Genomic DNA, 25,518 nt, shown 5'->3' on the forward strand with positions numbered 1-25,518 from the left:
GGCCCTCCAACCGGAAAGGCCCCTTGTGATGCTGCTGCCGGAACCAGGCCGCAGCCTCTTCAATCAATAAACTTCAGGAACATGCATTTCCGGCGGAACCGGGATACGGTGATAATCGTCGTGACGCACGCGCTCGGGCAGCACGATCGCTTCCTTCGGAACGTCCTCATAGGGGACCTGGGTCAGGAGATGTGCGATGCAGTTGAGGCGTGCCCGCTTCTTGTCCACGGCCTGGACGACCCACCACGGAGCTTCCGGAATATGAGTGCGGTCCATCATCTCTTCCTTGGCTTTGGTATACTCTTCCCAGTGGACACGGCTCTGCAGGTCCATCGGCGACAGCTTCCACTGCTTCAAGGGATCGTGAATGCGCATGTTGAAGCGGAATTCCTGTTCCTCGTCGGTAATCGAGAACCAGTATTTGATGAGGATGATGCCGGAACGAACCAGCATGCGCTCGAATTCCGGTACGGAGCGAAAGAATTCTTCCAGTTCGTCCTTTGTGCAGAAGCCCATGACGCGCTCGACACCTGCACGATTGTACCAGCTGCGGTCGAAGAGCACCATTTCGCCTGCCGACGGCAGGTGGGGCGTATAGCGCTGGAAATACCACTGATTCCGCTCGCGTTCGGTTGGTGCAGGAAGCGCCACGACGCGGCAGACGCGCGGATTGAGACGCTGAGTTACGCGCTTGATCGCGCCGCCCTTGCCAGCGGAGTCGCGGCCCTCGAAAAGCACGACGACCTTGAGCTTCTTGTATTGAACCCAGTCCTGAAGGCGGACCAGCTCATGCTGCAGGCGGAAGAGTTCGCGGAAGTAGAGCTTGCGGTCGAGCGTCTGTTCCCCCGGGCCGGACATCCCCTCGGCAACAAGCTCGTCGAGCCGATCCTCCTCCATCTGCATTTCCAGCTCCTCATCGAAGCTGTCGGCAATCTCGTTCTTGATACGGTCGAGCTGAGTGTTTTCGATCATGGCACGCTCCCTGTTCAATCTGCTCGATAAAGCACGTTCTCGCCATAGCTATATGACAGAGTTGCGACGATAGAAAATTTGCTTGGCAAAACGCAAAATCACAGCGTCTGAAGCCAATAGAACGGCTTAAGCCTCGCGCGGCGGCACGCGGGTGATGCGCGCGCCGAGCGCATTCAGCCGTTCTTCGATCCGTTCATAGCCTCGTTCAATCTGCTGGGCGTTGTTGATGACGCTAATACCCTCAGCGCACATCGCGGCAATCAGCATCGCCATGCCGGCTCGGATATCGGGGCTCTCCACCTGCGCGGCGCGGAGCTTGGAAGGACCGGCGACGATCGCACGATGCGGGTCGCAGAGCACGATGCGGGCGCCCATCGCGATCAGCTTGTCGACGAAGAACATTCGGCTTTCGAACATCTTCTCGAACATCAGCACCACGCCGTCGCATTGCGACGCGGTGACGATGGCAATCGACATCGTATCGGCGGGGAATGCGGGCCAGGGCTGATCCTCGATCTTTGGAATATGCCCGCCAAAATCCGGCTGGATCTTCATCTCCTGCCCTGCCGGCACCACGACATCATCGCCTTCGATACGGCAGCGGATGCCGAGACGCTCGAAGGTCATCAGTGTCGAACGCAGATGCTCCACGCCCGCTCGGCGGATAACGATCTCGGAACCGGTGACGGCAGCCAGGCCGATCAACGAGCCGACCTCATTGTGGTCAGGCCCCACACGGTGCGACGTGCTGCCAAATGGCTGGCCGCCGTGGATGGTCATCGTATTGGTTCCGATACCCTCGATTTTCGCGCCCATCGCGATGAGGAAATGCGCGAGATCCTGAACATGCGGTTCGGATGCGCAGTTGCGCAGGATCGTCTTTCCTTCGGCAGCGACAGCCGCACAGAGCGCGTTTTCGGTCGCCGTGACCGAGGGTTCGTCGAGAAACACGTCCGCACCACGCAAATACTCTGCGCGAAAGCTGTAGGAGCCGTTGACACTGATCTCGGCGCCAAGCTGCTCCAATGCAAGGAAGTGCGTATCGACGCGGCGCCGGCCGATGACATCACCGCCCGGCGGCGGCAAGGTGATTTCACCACAACGCGCCAGCATCGGGCCGGCAAGCAGGATGGAAGCACGAATACGAGCGCAAAGGCCGGGATCGAGATCCGCCGGCTTCAAGTCGATTGCCTCGATCTGAAGTTCGTTGCGGCCGAGCCAGCGTGCCTTGGCGCCAACGGATTGGATCAGCTCTACCAGTGCCTCAACATCGCGGATGCGCGGCACATTTGTCAAATGCACGAGCTTGTCGGTCAGCAGCGAGGCGGCGATGATCGGCAGGGCAGCGTTCTTGTTGCCGCTCGGTTGGATCTCGCCGGCAAGGCGATGTCCGCCCTCGACAATGTATTGAATTCGCTCATGCGGCTGGGCCTGTACCACTCTGCTCATCCTTGTTTGATTCGGTTTCTAAGGAGGGATATCTGCGTTGTCATTGTGACATCGCGGTGTCGCCCATTGAGGAGTGCGACTGGTTTAACGTTGCCCTTTCTGAACGGCCAGATGCAAGTCCACAGAACAACGCCCGTTAGGCGGCGCTGCCGTCAACAGTCCGCAGAAGTGCCAATCGGCGGGGAGATTCGCTGCTGAAGGGACCGAACGTCGTCGTGAACGGCATTTCCCTCACAGGCGAACATCGTTGCCACTTTATGCGGATAGAAGCTGAATCGGCATTCTGACGGCGAGCTCTTCCTATGTCGCGGTGTGCCAACTCCCTCAGAAAAGTGCGCGCGGATCAAGCCGCGCAAGACGGCGCAGGAGATAATCGACCTCAGCCCGCGCCGTGGCGCTGAGCGCGCTTCCAGGCTTGCGCTGCGCATCCGAAGTAATGACGCCCCGGCGCATGAGGACATGCTTGCGAACGGCAAGGCCGACGCCGGGCTGCTGCTCGTAGCGGATCAGCGGCAGATGGGCATCAAAGAGATCATGCGCCTCGTCGCGTTTTCCCGCGGCAGACAGATTGACCAGCTCCACCAGCATGTCCGGAAAACCGTAGCCGGTCATGGCGCCGTCAGCACCACGCTCCGGCTCGAAATCGAGGAACATTCCGCCATTGCCGCAGAGGATCGAGAAGGGGCGGAGCTCGCCCGCCTTCTGCATTGCACGCAGCTTCGAGATCTTCTCCAGCCCCGGCCAGTCCTCATGCTTGAGCATGAGGCAGGAGGGATGATCGGAAATGATCTTGGCAATCACGCCGGCGGACATCACGACCGTCAGCGTCAGCGGATAATCCTGCAGCACCCAGGGAACGTCCGCCCCAACAGCCTCGACGGCCTGTGCGAAATACTGGGCGATCTGCTCATCGGTACGGAGCAGCGGCATCGGAGCGATCATCACGCCGGCAGCCCCCATGTCCATCGCATCGCGGGCGAGCGAACGCATGGCTGCAAAGCCGGGTGCGGAGACACCAACAACGACCGGCACTTTTGACCGGCCAACCACTTGGCGGATGATAGCTCGCGATTCCGCAGACTCCAGTTTCGGCGCCTCGCCCATGATGCCGAGGATTGTCATGCCGGCAACGCCACTGTCCTGATAGAAGTCAGTCAGCCGGTCGATCGACCTCGCATCGAGAGAACCGTCCGGCAGAAACGGCGTGGTTGCAATTGCATAGACGCCCTTTGCGTCAGGACCGAAGCTCATTGCGTATCCTTCCAAGCCTGATAGCGCACCTTGGTTTCCGCGTTCATCGGATAGAGACCGGGAAGCGGCACTCCCCGGTCGATTTCACTCATGATCCAGCCTTCCATACGCTCCTGCTCCGGCGCTTCGGCAAGCACCGCATCGAGCAGTGCTGCCGGGATAAGCACGGCGCCGTCCTTGTCGGCAACGACGATATCGCCTGGGAAAACCGCAACACCACCGCAAGCGATCGGCTGCTGCCAGCCGACGAAAGTCAGCCCGGCAACGGAAGGTGGCGCCGCCATGCCGTCGCACCAGACAGGCAGGCCACTCCCAAGCACGCCTTCGAGGTCGCGCACCACACCATCGCTGACCAAGGCCGCGACCTTGCGTTTCATCATCCGCGCACAAAGGATATCGCCGAAAATGCCGGCATCCTGCACGCCCATGGCATCGACCACGGCGATACACCCTTCCGGCATATCCTCGATCGCCGCCCGCGTGGAGATCGGCGACGCCCAGCTTTCGGGCGTCGCCAGGTCCTCGCGCGCCGGCACGAAACGCAGCGTGAAAGCCGGGCCGACAACCCGCTCCTGGCCCGCCCTTAGCGGCCTGGTACCACGCATCCAGACGTTCCTGAGCCCCTTCTTCAGAAGCACTGTAGTCAGCGTCGCCGTGGAGACGCCTTTCAGGGTTTCGATGATTGACGGATTGAGAGAAATGGATTGCACCTTCATATGCTTTGGATGAGGCCGCCGTCGATGCGGATGACGGAGCCAGTGATGTAGGATGCACGCTGGCTCGCCAGAAAAGCTACCGTATCGCCATATTCCTGCGGCCGCCCGTAACGCCCGACGGGAATGGAGGTGGTGCTTTCCGCCGTCTGACCGGACGCCGGCGTTGGCGGCGGGCCACCCGTATTGTTGACGAGAATATCGACAGGTCCGAAGGCTTTCGCGATCACAGCAAGCCTTGCGTCGATGACGGAGAGATCGGCAATATCCCAGCCGATGGAGATCGCCTGCCCTCCCGCGGAAACGATGCCATCCGCCGTCTTCGCGGCCGCAATGTCATCGATATCCGCAGCGGCGACGCCAACGCCTTCCGAAGCCAGCGAGCGGGCAATAGCGCCGCCTAACCCACCACCCGCGCCGAATACCAATGCGGTCTTTCCGTTCAATTGCATATCCAAGCCAGATACTCCGGTTTCGCCCGCATTATGGCGATCACGGAAAGAAGAAAAATCTCGCTTTTTCTGCTTTCAGAAGATAGGAATTCTATTCTTATGGAAACGCGTTTTCTCGATACTTTCCTGCTGGTTACCGAACTTGGGTCGATGGCTGAAGCCTCCCGGCGCCTCGGCATTACGCCAGCCGCGGTCGCCCAGCGCATGCAGGCACTGGAAGACGATGTCGGCGTGCCGCTCTTAACCCGCGTCGGGCGTCGCGTTCAACCCACCGATACCGGCTATGCCATCATCGAAAAGAGCCGCAGGATCCTTGCGGAGGTCCGCGATCTGCGCAGCCTCGCTAATGCCGATCTGCCATCCGGCGAGCTCCGCCTCGGCGCCATTACCACTGCGCTGACTGGGCTGCTGCCGGGGGCTCTGCACGAGGTGTTTGCCAGCATGCCGCATGTCGAGGTCTTTCTACTGCCCGGACCCTCCACGGATCTTTACCAACGGCTGATAGACCGCGATATCGACGCTGCGATCCTCGTAAAGCCACCCTTTTCGATACCGAAAACACTGGAATGGGAATTGCTGCGGGCAGAACGTCTGGTTCTTGTGGCTCCCGCCGATTGCCGGGGCGAGAACCCACATGATCTTTTGAAGACCCGCCCTTTCATCCGTTACGACCGGAACAATTGGGGCGGCCGTCTTGCCGATGAATATCTTCAAAGACAGGGCTTGAAGCCGGCTGAACGTCTGGAGCTCGATTCCCTCGAAGCAATTTCGGTCATGGTCGCCAATGGGCTTGGCGTCTCGCTGGTGCCTGACTGGTCAAAAACCTGGCCGGAGGGCCTCAACATCGCTGTCCTCGAATTGCCCGCACCCTTTCCACCGCGAGAGATTGGAATGCTCTGGCCACGCAGCTCTCCGTCGCGCAGGCTGACCGGCATCGTACTCGATGCGCTCAAACGCTCTGGTATCCGACCCTGAAGGATGTCGCGCAAAGAGTTGCGACAGCGATATGCGAGAACAAGAGCCTAGAATGTGGCGAGTGAACCTGGAAGATCGCGAAACGCTTTAGTCGTTATTCTCGGAAACGAGGCTCTTGTGCTGATAGACGTGGATATAATCGACCAGCAGATAGGACGGGTTCGGCGTTTCATCGATCGGCCAGCCCGAACCGAGCGCAAGATTGACCAGCGGGTAAAAGGGCATCTGGAATTCCGGCGGCGTATCGAAGCTCCAGATGGGATTGCGATCCAGATAGAAGGTCGATTTCTGCGGGCCGATATCGACGCCAAATGTGTGGTAGTCGCTGCTGAGCGAGCCTTCGGGCACATTCGTCAGATGGCCATCTGTCGTGTGCTGGTTGCTCGGGCGCCAAACATGATAGCCCATGCTGAACTCGCCGGGCGCACGACCGTAATATTCGATCACGTCGATTTCAGAGGTGAATTTGGACCGGTCGAGGCCGATCAACCAGAAGGCTGGCCAGACGCCCTTGCCGGGCGGCAGCTTCATGCGCGCTTCAAAATAACCGAACTTCTGGGAAAAGCCCTCGCCTTTCGGGTTGGTGGAGGCAAGTAGACCGGCGCGCCACTTACCATCCGCATCCTTGCGAGCCTCGATCCGCAAGATGCCATCATCGACCGTAAAAGGGAAACCGTCCATTGGGTCGGTAAACTGGGCGTCGCCGAAATCGCCATTCCACGGTGTATGCGCGATCCAGCGCGATCCCTTCTCACCCCAGGCCGAAACGTCAAGCGTGTCGAAGTCTTCGGCAAAGGTCAGCTGAAAATCATCGAGATTGAGTGGCTCTTCAGCCTCACTGGGGCGGGGGCCTGGCGGGCCGAAAAGACTAATAATGATCAGAAGCGCAAGTCTTCCGGCAAATTTAGCGTAACGCATTGTGCTCCCTCCAGGAGATTTTCGACCCCGTTGCGGGGTTTGCGAGCCGGTCATGAAACGACGGCTCCGTTTCGCCAGGGCATGATCTTCCTCACGACGATGGCTTCTAGTCCGTCGGGCCGTCCTACGGCCTGCCACAAGAGCAGGGAGAAAACCCAGAAGATCGCAAGCGCGGCACCGCTGCAGAGACCGACGCCAGCGACGAGCTCGATGCCGAGCGGCATGGCAATGAGAACGGGCTGCACCCAGAGCAGGAAACCGATCATCGGCAGACAGGCCGCAAGCGGCCGGACGAACGCGTAAAGCTGCGCGCCGATTGAGGCACCGATCAGCCGCTGCGTGATGACAAGGCAGACGACATAGGCAACGACAGCGGAGATAACGCGCGCTGCCAGCGCACCGTCAAGCCCGAACATCACCACGCCGAGCACCGTAACCGGCGCCCTCACTGCGAATTCGGCAGACATCCTGAGCGCCACATATCTGGTCTTGTCGAGAACCATGACGAGTGGCGGCATGATGGTCGTCGGCAGGCCGATCAGGCTGACGGTACAGAGCCACTGCAGGATCGGCGCCGCAAATGCCCACTTCTCGCCGACGACAATGCGCAGGATCGGATCGGCCAGGAGAATGATCACGAGCAGGACGGGCGCCGCCACGACCATTATGGCACTGGTGGCCTTCAGATAAGCAGTAGTCCGCTTGCCCCGGTCGCTGACATTAGAAAAGGCAGCCATCAGCGGACGCATGAGTGGCCCGACGAACGTCTGATAGGGAATGCCGGCAAGATTGTCCGCGACGCTGAAGGCACCATAAGTGGAAAGGCTCGTAAAGCGCGGCAGCAGCAGCCGATCCATCTGCCAGTTGAGCGAGTTGAGAACCTGCGAAACCGTGTTCCAGCCGATCATGTCCTGGAAATGCTTCCATTCAGAAAGGCGGAGTCTTGGCCGCATCGGCGCAAAGATATAGGAGACTACGGTCGCCGTCGTCGGCCCGGCAACGGCGCCAATCGCCAGCCCCCAGTAGCTGTCGGTCGCAACCGCGATACCGACGCCGAAGATCAGGGTCGATCCCTTGGCGATGATGTCGAGGGCAAATTCGCGCCGGAAGTCGAAGCGCTGCATGAAAAGCACCATGCGCGGGCTAATCACGCTGCGCATCGCAGGCGCGATCGAAATCACGGCAATCAGCGAAAAGAGCCGCGGATCATTGTAGATGAGAGCCATCGGCCAGGCGACGACGATCATCATCAGGCTGATCGCCGTTCCTCTAATGAGACTCAATGTAAAGGCCGTAGTAAACATCCGCTCAGATGGCGAAGGAACACGCACCAACGCCTGGGTGAGCGGCAGATCGAGGATCGCTTCGACGATGACAAGGACCGATGTGGCAATGGCGACGATCCCGAAATCGGCCGGGCTCAAAAGTCTTGCAAGAATGAGCAGACTTACGAAATCGAGCAGCCGTGCCAGGAATTTTCCGCCGATTGTCCAGATGCTTGCTGTCGCCGTTCTATGCGATACGCTTGACACGATCTATTCCTTGGCCATGAGCAACGAACCTCTTCTGGGGAGCGCCGGGGGCGGCCGCTCCGGGGCTTTTGTGCGTGTCAGCTCACTTTCCTTCTGACAGGGCTTGCGGCCTGAAGGCCATGCTTGGCGAGTTGCTCATCGATGAGCGACCCGAGGCGGTCGCGGAACACTGCTGCGGAGAATTTCAGAGCGTGATTATGAATCGCCACCGGATCGAGCGTGTCCTCGACCGCTTCGAAGGCTGCCATCGTTTCCATCAGAGCTTCCGTGCTCTGCTCGGCAAAGCGGAAACCGACATGGGGTGCGCAGACAGTCTCGCGTGCACCACCCGCATCGAAAGCCAGAACCGGCCGGCCGGCCGCCATTGCTTCCACCGGCAGAATTCCGAAGTCTTCTATGCCAGGGAACAGCAGCGCGCGGCAGCGCGACAGATGATCACGCAGAGCTGGGAACGGCTGATGGCCGAGGAACTGCACCGTCGGTCCGGCGATGGACCTGAGATAGTCCTCCTGCTCGCCCTCGCCGATCACGACCAGGTTGCGGCCCATTTCCGTGCAGGCCTTCACGGCAATATCCGGCCGCTTATAGGCGGTGAGTTGGCCTGCATAGAGATAGAATTCGCCCTTGCCTTGCCCGATGGCGAAATCGTCGGTCGCGACCGGGGGATAGATGACAATTGCATCGCGGTCATAGAAGCGGCGGATACGGCCGGCGACATAGCTGGAATTCGCTACGAACATATCGACGCGCGAGGCGGTCGTTACATCCCAGGCACGCAGCATCGGAGCGGTGAGCGACATCATTGCCTTGCCGATCCAGGAAACACCGCGCCGATAGACATGGAACTGATCCCAGATGTAGCGCATCGGCGAATGGCAATAGCAAATGTGAAGGGCATCCGCCCGCGTGATGATGCCCTTGGCAGGTCCGGATTCGCTTGAAATCACAAGATCATAGTCCTGAAGGTCGAAGTGCTCGAGCGCGAACGGCATGAGCGGCAGCATCTTCGTATAGTGGCGTGTAGAACGCGGGATCTTCTGCAGAAAGGACGTCTGGATGTTGCGGCTGTTCAGGAAATCGCTGGTACGATCGGGATTATGCACCAGCGTGAAGATATCTGCCTGCGGGAACATACGGCAGAGTTCTTCCACCACCTTTTCGCCGCCGCGCATCGATACCAGCCAATAGTGGACGATAGCGACGCGAAGCGGCTTCGCATCGGCCCTGTTACCGGCTTCGACGGCCCGGCTTCTTGCCACGACGGGCGCGTCGCTTCGGAATGCCATTGCATCGGGGAGAGAGCTTGCTGCTTTGACAGTCACCTGAACGCTCCTTGTACAATTGCCCCGCCCCTCGGCTCAGGCACCACATGTGTCGGAATCAGACTGCGGTATTGTGCGAGAAGGGCATCACGCCATTCTTCGTGTGTCGTTGCCAGATTGGGCGACAGCCGGAAGGCACGGTCGCTCATCAGACGGACATCCTCGTCAGGCATCTGCCGGAAGGCCGTCAGCGTTGCGGCAAAGGCTTCCTCGTCCATCGTGTTGCAGGAGATCGCCATTCCGGCCCTCTCCATTTCCTCGGCAAGGAAGGCGCCCTTGCTCATGATGACGGGAAGGCCGCTGCGCGCCGCCTCGATCGCCACAAGGCCGAAGGGCTCCGGGTAGCGGGACGGCATGACAAGAGCCCTTGCAGTGCGGATGATCCGGCCGATCTCGGCATGCGACTGCCAGCCCATGGCTCGGACATGATCGCCAGCCGCGACGACCTTCGGCATCAGCGGCCCATCGCCGATGACGCAAAGCCTTGCTCCGGCGCTGCGCACGGCGGCAAGAGCGTCTTCGATACCCTTTTCCTCATCCAGCCGCCCAATGAAGACGAACTCCTCATTGTCCTCGGCTGCGACACGCTCAGCCGTCAGCGGCGCGATCGGGTTGCGGATGGTGATCAGCCGTTCCGGTCGGTAGCCGGAGCCTACAAGGAACTCAGCCATCTTTTCATGGAGCAGGATGATCTTGCCGAAGGCGGGGCGGCTTCTGAGCGCGCGGAAGAGATTGGCGCCACGCGCCGTCCGCCACAGTTTCTGCGCGTAGCTGCGCTTGTCGCAGGAAGTGGCAACACAGCTTGTCCCAAGTGGACGTCGCCGGCAGATATCTTGCGCCCGATAATCGAAAAACGCCCCATTGGGGCACCCGGTGAAAAAGTCGTGCGCGTGAACGACGCATCGATCGGCAACGGGTGTAAGCGCATCAAAGACGGCCGGTGACAGGATCTGATGCCAGCCGTGGACATGATAGGCGGTCCTCGGCGTATCGTTGGCACGCAACCAGGCGGAAATCATGCTAGCGGCTGCAGGATTGTGAATGCCGGTCGCGAAGGCCTTCACCCGGTTGGAACTCAAAAGGTCGCGACTATTGAGCTTAACGATCGCGACATCGAGAGAAACAAGCTCTTCATTGTCGCCATCGTCGCCGCAGATGTAAGTGACGGCAATGCCGAGTCCGCGGAAGAGCTTCGCCGAGAGTACCGCAAGCGCGGTCGCCCCGCCCCTCGCCGTCGAATAGTCATCGATTATGACCACACGGTCGAGCACCGGTCGCGCAGCGATGCCGTCCCTCCAAACTTTTGCGTAGCGTCCGGAAGCCGGCCACCGCAACGTCGAAACGGCGGACCCATTCTCATCGGGACGCAGTTGGCCGATGTCGTTCATAGAAGCTCTCCAACGACAAACACAAGGACGCTTTTGACGGCTGGACCCCTATGCCGCTCATAACGGGTGAAGTGATCACAGACCGGCCGCCGAAAGCGGCCGGATCGTGACGAAGCGCATTATTTCGCCGACGCTGCACCGTCGGCATAGGCTTCCAGCGCCTTACGGTTGAGAATACGGATCCTGCCCTGAGCTCCGTCGATCACCTTGCATTCACGCAGCCGCCGCAAGCACTGGTTGACTTTTTCACGGGAAGCCGGAAGCGTTGCTGCCAGATCGTTTTGAGAAATGACCAGCACATCGCGGTTGGCTGGCGTGTCCTTTCCATAGACTGAAGATAGTCGCAGAAGCATTGCCGCCAGCCGCGACTGCAGGCTCGATCCCGCGTTCGAGATGATGCGCCGCTCCAGTTCGGAGACGCGCGCAAGCGTTCTCGAAAAGACCTTTTCCTGAAACTGCGGATCGGTTGCGTACCTTTCCCGCAACAGCCGGCCTTCGAAGAAGTATAGCTCGCAATCAGAACTCGCTCTATACTCCAGATTCAGCATTTGCTTGCGCAATACTTCGAGCTCGCCGATCAACCCTCCTCTCGGAATGATCTCGACAATGAACTCCCTGCCGTCCGGTAGCATCGTACTGGCACTGACCAGCCCGCGCTGCACGCGAGCGAACATGTCTACGAAGACTCCAGCGCCTGCAATAAGTTCGCCGCGACGGAAGTTGCGTATAGTCGCGCGGCAGAACGGGAAGTCGTCATCACTTGAGATGCGGTTGTTCAAAGATGTATCCGGAACAACGCTAATAGCCGCATTGCCCATAGCGACCCTATAGTCTCTCGTTTGTGTAGCTCCGTCCATGCGCATAACTCCCCAACAAAACAAATTGGCCGTAGCTGATGCTGCACTGCATCATTTATATTGTCCTAACTTGAGAGTCAAATAACAATCGAAGATGACAGGAGCATCTCAAATAATAGTGACAATACCACCAGTTATATAGATTATATTTTTTCTAGTATCCGTCGAATTCAGGAGAGGTATTAAGCCAAAGTGCCTATTTTTGGGGCGATCAAAATCAGAATTGTTCAAAAAATGGCTGCAACGCCCGGCTTCATCTATGCAAGCCGTTGCGGTCAGACATCGCGTAAGTTGAATTAGCGAATAAAATTGGGATGTAGAAATCCCCTGCCGCCAAATTCGGACAGAATTTCGAAGCATCACAGTATTAGCATAAAGAATTTGTTAATCATTATGACCGCGGTCACAGACAAGCACATTGCGCTGCACCAAACTTCGTAAGGTTCTAACCGAAAACTTTTGGAGTCGGTCGATGACTTGGGAAGTACAGAGTATCAAAGTTCGTGAATCCTGGCCGAAGGTTGACCAGTTCGGGATGAATAACGATCGTCACGCAGTATTGCGCCCTCACGTGGTCGGCAGGGCATCTAAGCGGGCGGTCGATATTGTGATTGCAACGACTGCTCTGATTCTGCTGTCGCCTCTAATGCTGATCACCGCACTCATCGTAAAGTTGAGCGATCAAGGGCCGGTCTTCTATTCGCATACGCGTATTGGATATGGTGGGGCCCCCTTTGGCTGTCTCAAATTCCGCACCATGAAGACCGATGCCGCCGCCCAGCTTGCCGACTTGCTGCGCACCAATCCGTCAGCGCGGGCCGAATGGGAAGCAACGCGGAAGTTGAAGAACGACCCGCGCATCACCGCTGTCGGCGAGATATTGAGGAGGTCCAGTATCGATGAGCTCCCGCAGCTCATCAATATCCTGCGGGGCGAAATGAGCGTTGTAGGTCCGCGCCCGGTGACAGCTGAGGAATTGGCTCGCTACGGCGAGCATGTCACGAGTTACATGGCCGCGAGACCGGGCCTGACCGGACAATGGCAGATCAGCGGTCGCAACGATGTCAGCTACGAGCACCGCGTTGCGCTCGATGTCCAGTATGTCCGCGACTGGTCGCTCACGCGCGATTTCATCATCGTCGCGAAGACCGTTCCAGCCCTGTTCTCGCAGCGCGGCTGCTACTGATCCCAAAACGACGTATGGCCGATCCGGGCCATACGCACCTGCCGGATATCAACGAAAAGACACCCTCGCCTTTGGATCAGGACACTATGAACTCAAATCACGTCTTCAGCAGCGTCTCCCCGATATCTTTGCCGGCCACCGCCAGCGGTAGTTCGTCACTGACGCTGCGGGATATGTCCTTTTTCGTCAGGATGCGTTGGCCGTGGATCGTGTCTACCATCCTGGTCTTCCTGACACTTGCCGCCGCCTATCTCTTCGCCGCCAAACCGACCTATGTGGCCAGTACCCAGCTTATGGTCTTCCCGCAGGTGAACGGCTCTGACGCTCAAAGAGCGTTCGCCGAAGACGCTTTCATCGACGCACAGCTCGAAATAGCGAAGTCCAGCGACGTCCTTGGCGGCGCCGTCGGCGCGCTGAACCTCGCCGACGATCCGGCCTTCTCCGATCAGTCCCTTTCCCTGCAGGACAAGGTCAAGAACTGGCTGACGGGCAGCCCCGGCAGCACTGCCCAGCCGGAGACCGCACAAGGTGATACGACTTCGGGCAATGTCCAGCCCGCTGGGGCGACCCAGGAAGCGTCGCGGACCGACCGGGCGATCGCGCGGCTGCGCAATATCGTTGCGATGCGCCGCATCGGCCAGTCGACGATCCTCGAAATATCCGCCTCCGCATCCAACGCGCAAAAGGCGGTTGAAATCGCCGATGCGGTTGCCCAGCAATACATCCGCAAGAATGTCCAGATGAAGGCCGCTGCGGCCCAGCAGTACAGCGAATGGCTGGAACAGTTCGTCAATGAGCAGCAGCGCGGGCTTGCGGATGCCGCAAGCGCGCTTGCCACCTTCAAGGCGAATCCGCGCGACCAATTCAAGCTTGCTGAGTTGCAGAGCGCGACCGACGCCCGCCGCACGCTCTTCGAAAACACACTTACGCAGTACACCGAGGCCAAGCAGCGCATTTCTTATCCTGTCTCCGACGCCACCATCGTTTCCCGAGCCACCTCGCCGCTCTCCAAGGCGCAGCCGAACAATTCGCTGATCCTCGCCTTCGCGCTGGTCGTCGGCGCCGGTTCTGGCCTTGGCCTTGCCATGGTGCGCCATGTCAGCGACCGGCGCATCATGCGCACCAACCAGCTCTCGCAGGCGGCTGGTCTGTCTTTCGTCACACCTCTCGGACGCGCAAAGAGAACTGGCCGGGCGGCGGCACTGCCTACTGCCAATGATAGCGGCACCGTTGCCTATCCAATGATCCCCGGAATGGCCGAACTTGGTGCGACTATCACCGGCTTCCGCCGCAGACGGCGTGTGGTGATAGGCATCGTAGCTGTCAATCCCGGCGGCGGCGCGTCCACTATCGCCTGCGAGCTTGCCGTACTCTCGGCGATATCAGGCGCGCGCACTCTGTTGATCGATGCCGCGGCGACAAAATCTTCCCTGAGCAGGTCCATTGCGCCGAACAGTTCAGCCGGCTTGATCGACGTACTGGACAATATCGAGGCGATCCGCACTGCTACCCTATCACTGACGCCGACACTGAAGTTCCTGCCTCTCGGCAAGGTCCGTGCGGTGACGCCCGCTATCCGCCTGAGCTCGCGCCGCACCCAGCTCAACTTCAACGATCTGAAGAAGGAATTCGACGCCATATTCGTCGATATCTCTGCCTTCACCTCGTCGCCGGACGCCAATGCGATCGCTCCGGAATTGGACGGCGTTCTCCTCGTAACCTCTTACGGCCGCACCTCGATTGACGAAACCGTTCGCGTCATCGACAGCATGCGCAATGTTGGAGCAGAAATCCTCGGCGCGATCATCAACAACACGCCATCGAGTACTAAGATATGATCGCTCCGACCCCACAGGCACCGAAGCTGAAGATCGCCGTCGGCATTGCCTCGGCGGGCCGGCCGGCGACGCTTTTGGAGACGGTGACTTATATCGATAGCCTTCAGCCTCATCCGGATCGTATCATCGTCTGCGTCCCCAACTTGGATGACGCTGCCGGGCTTTCCAACCGAGAGGGTGTGAAATTGATGGTCGGCCCCCGCGGGCTGACCTGCCAGCGCAACCGGATCATTGAAGCCGCAGGCGCGGATACGGACGTGCTGATCTTCCTCGATGACGACTTCATTCCTGCGCCCGGCTTCATTCCGCGCATGGCAGCGGTCTTTGCCGACAATCCGGATGTGGTCATCGCGACCGGCGACGTCCTCGCCGACGGCATTCTCGGCAAGGGGCTGACCCAATCTGAAGCCATACACATCATCGAGACCGCCGGCGAAAGAGGCGAACAAGTCACCGAAGTCTATAATGCCTATGGATGTAATATGGCGGTTCGGCTGGCGCCAGTTGTCCGCCACGGGCTCGCCTTCGACGAGGAGCTGCCGCTCTACGGCTGGCTCGAAGATGTCGATTTCAGCCGGGCAATGGCTCGCTACGGACGGTCGGTGCGTATTTCGGGCGCCTGCGGTGTCCATCTCGGCGTCAAGACCGGACGCCAGCCCGGCAAGCGGCTGGGCTATTCGCAAGTCGCAAATCCCGTGCATCTGATGCGCAAGGGCACCATGTCCTTGACCCGTGCACTGGCGCAGATCGGCCGCAATATCCTGGCGAACGCGGGCGGTACCATGCTGAATGATCCCGCGGTCGACCGTCGTGGTCGGCTGAACGGCAATTTCCTGGCTTTGTCCGATCTTCTGGGGGGACGTGCGTCTCCCATGCGCATTCTCGAGCTCAGCCAGTCCTCAAATCGCGAGGTGTCCTCCACATCCATCGCGGCAAAACGGAGATAACAGACGCCATGAGGCTCATGTCTTTCCCTGATCGTCTTACGCTCGTTGGCCTTGCCGCCGTCTTCACCTGCGCAATGGGGTGGAGCGCAGCTCATGCCGACAGCTACACGCTCGTTCCCGAGGACCAGATAAAGCTGCGGATCGTGGAATGGCGTTCGACTGATTCCAAATATGCCAGCTGGGAAGCTCTCGATGGAACCTACAGCGTCGATGACGCAGGTAATCTCTCAATTCCGATCGCCGGCCAGATCAAAGCCTCCGGCCAGACGACCGAGCAGTTATCGGAGATCATCTCGGACGCACTGGCCGTAAAAGCCGACCTTCCCGGAAGGCCTTTCATCGCCGTCGAAATTGACCAGCACGCCCCGATCTTCATCAACGGCAGCATCGAGCGGCCCGGACGCTACCCCTTCGAGGCCAATATGACCGTCATCAAAGCCGTCAGCATCGCAGGCGGCTATATGCGGGCACGTGACGACAACAGCTACTACGACCGGAACCGCGTTCAGGCGGCCGGTGACTATCGCACAGCCCTCCTCAATCGCCGCGATCTCCTGATGCGTGCAGCACGCCTGCGCGCCGAGATCGCCGGCCAGTCCGATTTCGACATTCCTGCCGAGCTCGCCGGCACGCCAGATATCGATAAGCTCAAGGCAGAGGAATTGAATCTGATGCGTCTGCGCGCTGTCGAATCCAACAGCCAGATCGCGGCTGCAGACGATCTGAACCGCCTCTACACGCAGGAAATCCAATCGCTCGAAGCCAAGATCATCTCGCAGAAGCGGCAGATCGATCTTGCGCAGCAGGAACTGAACAACGTCAACAGTCTCGTCAGCAAGGGCCTCACCAGCAATACCCGCCAATATTCGGTCGACCGCGGCTTGGCTGAAGCCCAGAGCGAACTGCTGGACCTCGAGATCGCGCTGACCAAGTCGCGTCAGGGCCTGAACGAGAGCGAGCGCGAAAAGGCAACCATCATCAACAAGCGCAATGCCGAGAACCAGCAGGAATTGAATACGATCAACCTCGCCATCAACAAGGCGGGGATCGACATGCAGGTGGCGCAGCTCCTTGGCGATCAGGCCGGATATAGCGCCGAACTCGCCCGTATGGGTGCGGAATCAACGCTCCTCGGCACGACAAAGAAGCACTTCAAGATCATTCGCCGCATCGAAGACGGCAGTTACAGCAATATCGTGGCGGATGAGAACACGGCCCTGTTGCCGCATGACATCGTCGAAATCAGCGTCGAGGCAGCTACCTCCTCAGCCGCGTCTCAGGCGCAGCAGCCAGCAGCCCTCATTCCTGATGTAGCCCGAAGCGAGGCACCCCGTCCGAACTGGGTATCGCAGACGGGATCGAACTAGGGGACATTGGAGGAATATGCCAGCTAGCGTTGGGTTTGAGTTCATGTCTGCAGTTGCTGTCTCGTCATGTCGCAGCCGTGGCCTGCTTGGCGTAACGGCAGAGGTCTTCGATGCGGGTCGGAGGTTGCGGCATGACAATTGAACCGATTGGCTTCATCGTCCTCCTGCTCGGCCTGGCGCTCGTCTACTATGGATCCCGCTTTGCGATCACGGCGCTCTGCATCTCCACACTGCTCGGTGCAGCCGCTGCCTTCCAGCTTCCCGCGCTCGGCGGCAGCAGCATTCAGCCGAGCCATCTCCTGCTGCTCTTCGTCACGATCGGTGTGCTGTTACGTCCGCGCCAGAAACAGGCGGCGCTGGTAAGCCTGGCCTATCCCGGCCCCGGCTTCTGGTTTGCTGCCTATGTCCTGTTTTCTGCGGTATCGGCCTTCTTCCTGCCGCGCATTTTCGCCGGCGCGACCTTGGTTTATTCATCCGCACGCAGTACTTCCGGCGTGATGTCGATCATGGCATCGCCGCTGGCGCCGGGTTCCTCCAATCTCACGCAATCCGTCTACCTGCTCGGCGACCTCGTCTGCTTCGCCATCGTCTGTGGTCTTGCACGGCTCGGATACGGTCATTTCATCGCTCGCCAGCTCATCGTGACGGCGCTTGTCTGCCTGGGTTTTGCCCTCCTTGATATCGCAACATTTACGATTGGACAGCCTGACCTCCTCGATTTCATCCGCAACGCCAACTATACGATGCACACAGCCGAGGTCATCGGCGGCTTCAAGCGTATCGTCGGATCCTTCCCGGAGGCAAGTGCTTATGGTGCGGCGGCTCTGGTGTTTTTCAGCTTCACCTTCATCCTCTGGCTTGAACGCTTCCCGAGCCGCTTCACCGGCTTTGCAACCGTGTCGATCGGCCTGACCCTGATCCTCTGCACTTCGACGACTGCCTATGTCGCCGGCCTCTTTATGATTGGTGTTGCGATCCTGTTCAGCCTCAAGCGGCTCTTAAGCGGCCAGGCCACACGTCCCTATGCGACCTTCCTTCTGATCACTCTACTCATGGTGCCCTGCGCGATCATGGCTGTAGCCCTGATCCCGAGCGCCTGGAATGCCGTCGGCGACTTGGCGAATATCACCCTGGCTAACAAGCTCGGATCGCAATCCGGCGAGGAGCGCACTGCTTGGAACACATTGGCGCTGGTCTCTTTCGTGGAGACGGCCACTTTTGGGGCAGGCCTCGGCACCGTGCGCGCATCAAGCTTCGCCGCCGCACTTCTGTCGAACGTCGGCCTCACCGGGACGGTTCTCTTCGTGCTCTTCCTCAGCAGCCTCCTGAAGGCTGCAGCCCGCAGCAAGCTGGTGAACCGTGAGAATCGAGCAATCGGGATGGCCGCTGTTTTCGCCTCCATTGCGCAGATCGCCTCCGCGACGATTTCCGGAAGCAGCACCGACCTCGGCCTGCTTTTCAGCATCACGGCCGGGCTTGCAAGCGGTTGCCTGGCCGCGCCCTACCCGCTGCCGAACCGCATGGCCCGTCTGCAGAGGACACCGGCATCTCTGATGAGCACGCCGGTATTTTCGTCGCGATGATGCCCCGGGCGGAAAAAATGTCGATGATGTCAGCTTTGCCGCTGCTTGCTCGGCACGGGCGCCGGGTCGACCATTGCGCTCTCCTTGGATGGCTTGCGGCTGCGGCGCCAAAGCCCGGCCACGAAGGCACCCGTCACATAGCAGACCTGCATCAGCACCAGGATACCGAGACCGTAAAGTGCGGCTTCAAGCAGCGACGCGTTTTGATGAGCTACGATTCCGAAACCGAGGGCTACGGCGATCGCGAAAATGGCGAAGGCCCAGGCGCGAATGGCCGCACCGGCTGCGAGCGAAATCAGTATCACAATGATCGTGCCGTTCAGCATTGCGATGCCTTATTCCTTTCTGTCGTCCCACATGCGCCCCATGCCGATCTTCACATTACAGGGCTAAATCAACAACACCCAGCTTTCGGTAACGGAGCGAGAGCAATAGTTAATTTTCTCACAATCCGCCGCGATCAAAACGCCGACGCGGCACGATCGGCTCCCGATCGATGGGATATTGCCCGCTTGCAACAGGTGCAGGACAGCATCCCGACAAAGACACTTGCCGACGAAGAACTACGAGAAGGATTGTACCATGAGTAATCAGTGCGTGGCCTACGTTACAGATGTCGAATATTCCTTTCCGACTATTCTTTCGGCGCTGCAGGCCCGAAAATTTGCAAATCCTGAAACGGATGTCTGCGTTCTCATGTCGGAGCACCTCGACAATTTCGAGGAGCTGAAGAGCCTGCTGGCGTTGAGCGGTGTCAAGCTGATGGACGCGACAGAAGCACTGCACCAATCCCTCGGCAAGCTCGACGGTTCGCATTTCATGGGCCGGATCAGTGTCAGCACCATGGCCAAGCTGGTACTCGCCCAAATCCTGCCTGACAATTATACCCAGATCATCTACCTGGATGGCGACACGCAGATCGTCAGCAGCCTTGCCGATCTCGAAAATGCCTTCGCGCCCCCTGGAAAGTTCTTCGCGGCCCGCGATTACACCTCTATCCACGGCCTGCTGCAAAACGGCAAGGACAGCCGTTACTTCAATGCCGGCGTTCTGAAATTCCACCGCGATGGCTGGATCGGGCCGGAAGCGCTGCAGCTCTTTGCCACGAATCCAGAGGCATGCGACGGCAAGCATGATCAGGGTGCGCTGAACTATGTCTGCGGCTCCTCGCTCATTCTAGTGTCGAACCGCTGGAACTTTCCCAAGCAGTTCCTGCATCTGGTGGACATGTCCTCGCTCGCTATCGTCCACTACATGGCGCACCCCAAGCCCTGGCACGGCACGTTCTTCCCGTGGAGCGATACCGAAAGCCAGGTCTATATCGATCTTCGCAAGACACATCCTGCCTACGACGCGCTCTACCGGGGCATCAGCTTCGACCGCAAGGTCGTCTACAAATACCGTTCGATGCGTGAGCGCGTACGACATGCCCTTCAGAATGAGATGCCCAATCCGCGCGTCCAGACCCTGCTCGCCGGCGACTATGTCGTCTGACGAAAAGGCACCGCAATTCCTGCAGGCAGAGCCGGTCTTTAGCCGATACCAGTGTTCAGGAGCAGAAATGAGTGCTTTGACGACCAGCCTCTCGCACTACGCCAAGGCCCGGCTGCGCCGTTCGCTGAAGGCTGGCCAGGTCGGCTATGGCGGGCTGCGCGACAGCCTAAAGCAGGCGCGCCATGTGCTGATCTGCGTCATCCGTGACGAAGGGCACCGGATGGAGTTCTTCCTGCAATATTATCGTAATCTCGGTGTCGAGCACTTCATCTGCATCGACAACGGTTCGAGCGACGGCACGGCCGAACTCCTGTCCGGCATGCGGGATGTCTCGCTGCTTTCGGCGTCCGGTTCCTACAAGGCAGCGCGTTTCGGCAATGACTGGATCAATGCGGTCATCAATCGCCATTGTCAGGAAAAATGGGTTCTTTATGTCGATGCGGATGAGTTTCTCGTCTATCCGCATTGCGATTCAAATTCGATCAGCCAGTTGACCACCTATTTGGAATCGGTTGGCGCCTGCTCGCTGCGCTCGGTCATGATCGACATGTACAGCCGCAATCCCGTCAGCGAAAACATCTGCGAGCCCGGCCGCAATCCGCTCGATGTCTGCAACCTCTTCGACCGCTCAGGTTATGAATCGCATTTCGACAGGAACAGCCGCACCATCTGGATCAAGGGCGGCGTGCGGGGTCGTGTCTATTTCCGCGGCCGCGTCTGGGATGGTCCGGCGCTCAACAAGATCCCGCTGATCTACGTATCCGGCGAGCGCCTCTATCTCAAATCCTCCCATCAGGTCTGGCCGCTCGCTCTCAATCTCGGCGAAATGCGTGGCGCCGTCAGCGTCACCAGCGCCCTCCTGCACTTTAAATTCTTGTCGAGCTTCCTTCACAAAGTCGCCGATCCCGCCAACCGTTTAGAGCATACAGCCGAATACACGATGTACTCTTCCCCCGAAGATGCCCGCAACTTCGTCTCCACGAGCACCGGCACCTATCGAAACTGGAAAGATCTCTCCGACAGCGGTCTCATACAGGGCGAAGGCTGGCAACTCTGGCACAGCGCATCCGATGCTGAGGTGCGGCAGAAGAGCTCGGCAACATCGGAGAACAGTTCCTCCCTAGTCCAGACAGGCGCCGTTATCTCAGGCGAGCCGACGCATGGCGCTCTAACCCTTTGAATCTGCGCATCAGGCCTTGGGAAATCACTTCCGATCTTCGGGCCGATGCGGCAGTCGCCTTCAAGGTTTTGCCTGTGCTGGCTCCGGCCTTCATTCCGCTGACCATCGCAGACGGCTCGCCTCTCTCCTCCAGTCACCTCGGCCCGACAGCAAAACGGCTGCTGTGCCTGTAGCAGCGCACCGCCGATCTAATCGACTTCGACGAGAGGCCGCGTTACTTCCGCACTCGACATCTCGCATGCAAGGCTTGCAGCCTGCCCAGCCCACACTGGTCGAGGCCCGCTTTCGTTTGCTCGGGCTGCTGGAAGCGATCCAGGGCCACCCGCTTCGCTTGCTCGCCCCGCCACCGGCGCCTGAATGATGGGAAGCTCGCTCCTGAAGAGGTCGATGATACGATTGCCCTGCCAGTTGCCCAAGACACGATACTCCATGCTTGGCGCCTGATCATAAAGCGCGTGGCGGCCGCAAGGACCGCCATGACACTATTTCTGCTTTGCTGCTTTTTCCGCAAGCTGCTTGCGATATTCAGGTACGGGCAGGCCACCAACGCCCCAGTTTTCCATCTCCACTTCGTCGATGACGACGAAGGTACTGTCATGCGGCTTGCCCATAATGTCGAAGAGCAGGTCACTGACGCCCTTGATCAGGGCAGCCTTCTGCTCCGGCGTGGTGCTGGTTGCACCAGGAGCCGTGCCTTCACGCGTTACTTTGATATTCACATAAGGCATTGTCGTTCTCCTTGAAGGGACAGACGCTGCTAAGCGCGCACCGACTGTTCCCGACTCTCAATAGACTACCAGCGGCCGGCGTGCTGACCGCCATCGACATTGAGCGTCTCGCCGGTAACGAAGCCCGCCCGTTCCAGATAGAGCACGGCATCGACCACCTCGTTCACCTCACCCAGGCGGCCGACTGGATGCAGGGCACTGAGGAAAGCATGCGTTTCCGGTGCGTGCATCGGTGTCCTGATGATGCCGGGTGCCACCGCATTCACGCGAATGCCGCTCTTGGCATATTCGATGGCAAGCCCGCGGGTGACGGCGTCGAGACCACCTTTGGTCAGCGTGGCAAGGCCGGTCGGAACATCGGCGATGGGCTGATCCACCAGGGCCGTCGTGATCTGAACGATGTGACCATGACCCCGCTTCAGCATCTCGGCAATGGCAAATTGCGTGACATGGAAGAAACCGGCGACGTTGACGTTGACGACGTTGTTGAAGTCTTCGACGGTATAATCGGTGAAGGGTTTACCGATGAAGATGCCGGCATTGTTGATCAGCGTATCGACGCGCCCGAAACGCTCGACGGCCGTCTTGACAACCTGTTCGGCGATACCACGCTCGCCGATGCTGCCGGGTACCGCGATGACGCCCGCATCCGATGACGGCTGGATGTTGCGGGAGTTGGCAACGACGACATAGCCTTCCTTGCGGTAGGCTTCGACGAGGCCTGCACCGATACCTTGCGAGGCACCGGTGACGATTGCGACTTTCTGTTCATTGCTCATTGTACGTCTCCTTGAAAGATGGCGCTTTGCGCCACGTTTGAGGTATGCTCAGTCCGTCAGGTCGACGGTGAGGGGTTTGCCCTTTTCGAAGAGCTGCAGGCGGTCTTCGAGGTTGAAGACGGAAAAGGTGTGGGCTAGCTGGTCCTGGCTTTCGCGGAAGTGCACCCAGCCCTCGTTGTGCGCGGCTACGAGCAGCGCGTTCGGGAAGGCGTGTGCCGCCTCCAACGCGTCCTCGCTGCCCATCGTCATATGGAAGCGACCGCGAGGCTCGGCAGCACCGGTAAACAGCAGCACCACTTTGGGAGAAAAGAGCCTGGCGACCTCTGCCGTGCCCTCGTACCAGACCGTGTCACCGGTCACGTAGAGAAGATCGCCCGGCTTTTTGCGGCCAAGCGCGAAGCCGACGACATCGCCCGATATCGGCTCGATGCCGACGGGGCCGTGACGGGCGGGTGTGGCGGTGACCAGAAGCTTCTCGCCGTCGCCACCTTCCAGCGTGACCGTCTCGAAGGGAGCAAGGCCCAGCGCATTGCCGCCCAACCGCTCCGCGCCTGATTTTGTTGTGTATGTGGTGCGGACTGTCGGCAGCATTGCCCGGCCGGCACTGTCGAGATTGTCGAGGTGCTGGTCGTGACTGAGTAAGACAGCATCCAGCGGGCCGATCTCTTCGACCGACAGGGCAGGTCCGGAAGTCTTTTCGAAGCGAACGGGCTTTTCTCTGTAGAGGCCCGGCGGGTCGAAGGTGGGATCGGTGAGAAGCCGGAGCGTGCCATATTCGATCAGCACGGTTGGCCCGCCGATCAGCGTAAGATTGAGACTAGAAGAGGTCATATCGGAAACCTTTCTGTTTCGAGGTCGCCTCTATCTAGCCCCGTTCCCTTCTGCGAAAAATTCGCTATTCTTTGTCAATGGCTGATAAAAAACGCACAGAACCCGATTGGCAGGACATCAGGGTTTTTCTCGCACTCGGACGTCACGGCAGCCTTTCGGCAGCGGCCCGCACATTGCGCGTCAACCACGCAACGATTGCCCGCCGGCTTCATTCACTGGAAGAAACGCTTGGCGAAAAACTGGTCGAGCGCCGCCCGGATGGCTATGTGCTGACGTCAGCGGGAACCCGCGCACTCACCGCAGCAAGCGACATGGAAGCCTCCGTGCAGACGCTCGGACGCGGCTGGAAGGACGACACGCCGAAAGGTCTGGTGCGCGTCAACGCGTCGCCTGCACTCTCACAGGGCTTCCTGATTCCACGTCTGGCGGAAATTACCAAACAATATCCGGGCCTCGATATCGACCTTGCGACTGACCTGCGCACCATAAGCCTTGAGCGCCACGAGGCCGACATCGCCATACGCCTAGGAAAGCCGCAGGACGGCGATCTCATTGCCAAGCAGCTCGCGACGATCGGATACGGATTTTACGGAACGCAGGAGATTTGCCGGCAGGTCGAAAACGGTGCGGAACCCGTCTTCGTCGGGTTTGACGAGGTGAACGGCTATGTGCCCGAGGCGATCTGGCTGGCCCGCCAGTTCCCGCATGCACGCGTGTCTTTCCGCGCCAACAATCAGGTTTCCCAGGCGATGGCTGCTAGGTCAGGCGCAGGTCTGGCGCTGCTGCCGCACTACATCGGTCGCACGGAAAAAAGCCTCTATGCCTGCCCGCTCGCGTTCGTCCCGCCGCCGCGGGAAGCCTGGCTTCTCACCCGACGCCAGCAACGCAAGGATTTGCCGATCCGGACCGTTGCCGAATACATCACCAAGATATTCGCGACGGAACGAGCTTTATTCGAGGAATGATGCCTCGAACCAACCTCGCGGAGCCGCCTTCCTCAGAAGGACAGGTCGAGCACGCGTCCTTCGAACAGACGGTCGCGTGAACCCTCCAGGTGAGCGCGCATGAGATCACGGGCATTCTCCGCCCTGCCCTCGGCGATCGCCTTGTAGATTTCGTTGTGCTCCTGATACACCTGCTCAAGGCCCGGCCGCGGGCCAAGGAGCGAAAGCCCGTGCAGATGCATGCCGACGGCGATATGCGCTTTCAGCGCATCCATGGAGGCCGTGTAATAGTGATTATTGGCTGCCTCGGTGACAGCGCGGTGGAAGACGAAGTCGGCATCAACCCGGTGTAGCTGATGGCTTGTCGCTTCGCGCAGATCCGCAAGGGCTGCGGCAATCTTCTGGATCGCGGCATCGTCGCGGCGCTTAGCGGCAAAATAGGCGGCTGCCGGCTCGATCGTCAGGCGGAACTCGTAGCAGCGCTGGATATCGGCGATCGTTTTGACCGGCGAATAGGCAAGCTGCGCCGTCGGCGAGCCATGCGCGCTGACGAAGGTGCCGGCCCCCTGTCTTGCATAGACGATCCCCTGCTCTCTGAGACGGGCCAACGCATCGCGCACGATGGGGCGTGAGACACCCAGCAGAGAGGCCAGCTCATGTTCACCCGGAAGGCGTGAATCCGGCGGATAATTACCGGCGCGGATACGCTCCATTAGCTGATCGAAGACACGGTCGACCAGCTTGACGGCCCTGCCTGGCCGGGCTGCCGGCGCCGCTTCCGGCTTCACCGATCCGCCATTCGCTTCATCCAC

At 59.4% G+C, this 25,518-nt stretch carries 24 protein-coding genes; 9 read left to right on the plus strand and 15 right to left on the minus strand.

The genetic code is table 11. From position 1 onward, the window contains the following. Nucleotides 1-63 precede the first annotated feature (63 nt). The 5 genes from ppk2 to JNB85_RS28435 all read right to left on the minus strand — a co-directional run bounded on the left by ppk2 (nucleotide 64) and on the right by JNB85_RS28435 (nucleotide 4,843). Complete coding sequence (gene ppk2, locus JNB85_RS28415) at nucleotides 64-972, minus strand: polyphosphate kinase 2 (protein WP_220337748.1); 909 nt, start codon at nucleotides 970-972, stop codon at nucleotides 64-66. Between the two features lie 126 nt (nucleotides 973-1,098). Beyond that, entirely contained in the window at nucleotides 1,099-2,412 is a 1,314-nt protein-coding gene (murA, locus tag JNB85_RS28420; RefSeq protein WP_338050376.1) for a UDP-N-acetylglucosamine 1-carboxyvinyltransferase, read from the minus strand. A 333-nt stretch (nucleotides 2,413-2,745) separates the two neighbouring features. After that, entirely contained in the window at nucleotides 2,746-3,672 is a 927-nt protein-coding gene (locus tag JNB85_RS28425) for a dihydrodipicolinate synthase family protein (protein ID WP_220337750.1), read from the minus strand. Continuing rightward, on the minus strand, nucleotides 3,669-4,373 hold the full coding sequence (locus JNB85_RS28430; protein WP_220337805.1) for a ribonuclease activity regulator RraA: 705 nt from the start codon (nucleotides 4,371-4,373) through the stop codon (nucleotides 3,669-3,671). Before JNB85_RS28430 ends, JNB85_RS28425 begins: the two co-directional genes overlap by 4 nt. A gap of 11 nt (nucleotides 4,374-4,384) precedes the next feature. Next, nucleotides 4,385-4,843, minus strand: coding sequence for an SDR family oxidoreductase (locus JNB85_RS28435; protein ID WP_420852302.1), 459 nt, complete (start codon nucleotides 4,841-4,843; stop codon nucleotides 4,385-4,387). A gap of 93 nt (nucleotides 4,844-4,936) precedes the next feature. Here JNB85_RS28435 and JNB85_RS28440 point away from each other — a divergent pair, with 93 nt between their 5' ends. Beyond that, nucleotides 4,937-5,812 carry a LysR family transcriptional regulator gene (locus tag JNB85_RS28440; protein WP_220337751.1) on the plus strand — a complete coding sequence of 292 codons (876 nt, stop codon included), beginning with the start codon at nucleotides 4,937-4,939 and terminating at the stop codon, nucleotides 5,810-5,812. A gap of 87 nt (nucleotides 5,813-5,899) precedes the next feature. Here the strand turns inward: JNB85_RS28440 and JNB85_RS28445 are convergent, their stop codons facing one another. From JNB85_RS28445 to JNB85_RS28465, 5 genes are all read right to left on the minus strand, one after another. Then, on the minus strand, nucleotides 5,900-6,730 hold the full coding sequence (locus tag JNB85_RS28445) for a glycoside hydrolase family 16 protein (protein ID WP_220337752.1): 831 nt from the start codon (nucleotides 6,728-6,730) through the stop codon (nucleotides 5,900-5,902). Between the two features lie 50 nt (nucleotides 6,731-6,780). Beyond that, complete coding sequence (locus JNB85_RS28450; protein ID WP_220337753.1) at nucleotides 6,781-8,262, minus strand: lipopolysaccharide biosynthesis protein; 1,482 nt, start codon at nucleotides 8,260-8,262, stop codon at nucleotides 6,781-6,783. Between the two features lie 77 nt (nucleotides 8,263-8,339). Beyond that, complete coding sequence (locus JNB85_RS28455) at nucleotides 8,340-9,584, minus strand: glycosyltransferase family 4 protein (protein ID WP_220337754.1); 1,245 nt, start codon at nucleotides 9,582-9,584, stop codon at nucleotides 8,340-8,342. Continuing rightward, nucleotides 9,581-10,972, minus strand: coding sequence for a glycosyltransferase family 4 protein (locus JNB85_RS28460; protein ID WP_220337755.1), 1,392 nt, complete (start codon nucleotides 10,970-10,972; stop codon nucleotides 9,581-9,583). Before JNB85_RS28460 ends, JNB85_RS28455 begins: the two co-directional genes overlap by 4 nt. Before the next feature lie 119 nt (nucleotides 10,973-11,091). Continuing rightward, nucleotides 11,092-11,829, minus strand: coding sequence for a Crp/Fnr family transcriptional regulator (locus JNB85_RS28465; protein ID WP_420852303.1), 738 nt, complete (start codon nucleotides 11,827-11,829; stop codon nucleotides 11,092-11,094). Between the two features lie 472 nt (nucleotides 11,830-12,301). Between JNB85_RS28465 and JNB85_RS28470 the strand changes: the two genes are divergently transcribed. The 5 genes from JNB85_RS28470 (at nucleotide 12,302) to JNB85_RS28490 (ending at nucleotide 18,750) form a co-directional block, all read left to right on the plus strand. Next, complete coding sequence (locus JNB85_RS28470) at nucleotides 12,302-13,015, plus strand: sugar transferase (protein ID WP_275957770.1); 714 nt, start codon at nucleotides 12,302-12,304, stop codon at nucleotides 13,013-13,015. 86 nt (nucleotides 13,016-13,101) lie between these two features. Then, nucleotides 13,102-14,853 carry a GumC family protein gene (locus JNB85_RS28475; RefSeq protein WP_220337757.1) on the plus strand — a complete coding sequence of 584 codons (1,752 nt, stop codon included), beginning with the start codon at nucleotides 13,102-13,104 and terminating at the stop codon, nucleotides 14,851-14,853. Next, nucleotides 14,850-15,800 (plus strand): glycosyltransferase family 2 protein, encoded by a 951-nt coding sequence (locus JNB85_RS28480; RefSeq protein ID WP_220337758.1) that lies wholly within the window; start codon nucleotides 14,850-14,852, stop codon nucleotides 15,798-15,800. Before JNB85_RS28475 ends, JNB85_RS28480 begins: the two co-directional genes overlap by 4 nt. A gap of 8 nt (nucleotides 15,801-15,808) precedes the next feature. Continuing rightward, the gene (locus JNB85_RS28485; protein WP_220337759.1) at nucleotides 15,809-17,167 is read left to right on the plus strand and encodes a polysaccharide biosynthesis/export family protein; all 1,359 of its coding nucleotides are present in this window, start codon (nucleotides 15,809-15,811) and stop codon (nucleotides 17,165-17,167) included. A gap of 131 nt (nucleotides 17,168-17,298) precedes the next feature. Continuing rightward, the gene (locus JNB85_RS28490) at nucleotides 17,299-18,750 is read left to right on the plus strand and encodes a hypothetical protein (RefSeq protein WP_220337760.1); all 1,452 of its coding nucleotides are present in this window, start codon (nucleotides 17,299-17,301) and stop codon (nucleotides 18,748-18,750) included. 29 nt (nucleotides 18,751-18,779) lie between these two features. Here JNB85_RS28490 and JNB85_RS28495 read toward each other — a convergent pair whose 3' ends face one another. Then, nucleotides 18,780-19,076: a hypothetical protein gene (locus tag JNB85_RS28495; RefSeq protein WP_220337761.1), complete on the minus strand. Its 297-nt coding sequence runs from the start codon at nucleotides 19,074-19,076 to the stop codon at nucleotides 18,780-18,782. Between the two features lie 256 nt (nucleotides 19,077-19,332). Here JNB85_RS28495 and JNB85_RS28500 point away from each other — a divergent pair, with 256 nt between their 5' ends. Both JNB85_RS28500 and JNB85_RS28505 read left to right on the plus strand, forming a co-directional pair. Further along, a complete protein-coding gene (locus JNB85_RS28500) occupies nucleotides 19,333-20,244 on the plus strand; it encodes a glycosyltransferase family 8 protein (RefSeq protein ID WP_220337762.1) in 912 nt (303 codons plus the stop codon). 67 nt (nucleotides 20,245-20,311) lie between these two features. Beyond that, nucleotides 20,312-21,424 (plus strand): glycosyltransferase family 2 protein, encoded by a 1,113-nt coding sequence (locus JNB85_RS28505; protein WP_220337763.1) that lies wholly within the window; start codon nucleotides 20,312-20,314, stop codon nucleotides 21,422-21,424. 482 nt (nucleotides 21,425-21,906) lie between these two features. Here JNB85_RS28505 and JNB85_RS28510 read toward each other — a convergent pair whose 3' ends face one another. The 3 genes from JNB85_RS28510 to JNB85_RS28520 all read right to left on the minus strand — a co-directional run bounded on the left by JNB85_RS28510 (nucleotide 21,907) and on the right by JNB85_RS28520 (nucleotide 23,762). Then, nucleotides 21,907-22,152 (minus strand): tautomerase family protein, encoded by a 246-nt coding sequence (locus JNB85_RS28510; RefSeq protein WP_007818313.1) that lies wholly within the window; start codon nucleotides 22,150-22,152, stop codon nucleotides 21,907-21,909. A gap of 65 nt (nucleotides 22,153-22,217) precedes the next feature. After that, on the minus strand, nucleotides 22,218-22,931 hold the full coding sequence (locus tag JNB85_RS28515) for an SDR family NAD(P)-dependent oxidoreductase (RefSeq protein WP_220337764.1): 714 nt from the start codon (nucleotides 22,929-22,931) through the stop codon (nucleotides 22,218-22,220). 48 nt (nucleotides 22,932-22,979) lie between these two features. Beyond that, nucleotides 22,980-23,762, minus strand: coding sequence for an MBL fold metallo-hydrolase (locus JNB85_RS28520; RefSeq protein ID WP_220337765.1), 783 nt, complete (start codon nucleotides 23,760-23,762; stop codon nucleotides 22,980-22,982). 77 nt (nucleotides 23,763-23,839) lie between these two features. Here JNB85_RS28520 and JNB85_RS28525 point away from each other — a divergent pair, with 77 nt between their 5' ends. Next, entirely contained in the window at nucleotides 23,840-24,727 is an 888-nt protein-coding gene (locus JNB85_RS28525; RefSeq protein WP_220337766.1) for a LysR family transcriptional regulator, read from the plus strand. Nucleotides 24,728-24,759: 32 nt separating this feature from the next. Here the strand turns inward: JNB85_RS28525 and JNB85_RS28530 are convergent, their stop codons facing one another. Beyond that, nucleotides 24,760-25,518 (minus strand): FadR/GntR family transcriptional regulator, encoded by a 759-nt coding sequence (locus tag JNB85_RS28530; RefSeq protein WP_220337767.1) that lies wholly within the window; start codon nucleotides 25,516-25,518, stop codon nucleotides 24,760-24,762.

It is taken from the genome of Rhizobium mesosinicum (genome assembly GCF_019511345.1).
GTDB lineage: Bacteria > Pseudomonadota > Alphaproteobacteria > Rhizobiales > Rhizobiaceae > Rhizobium > Rhizobium mesosinicum.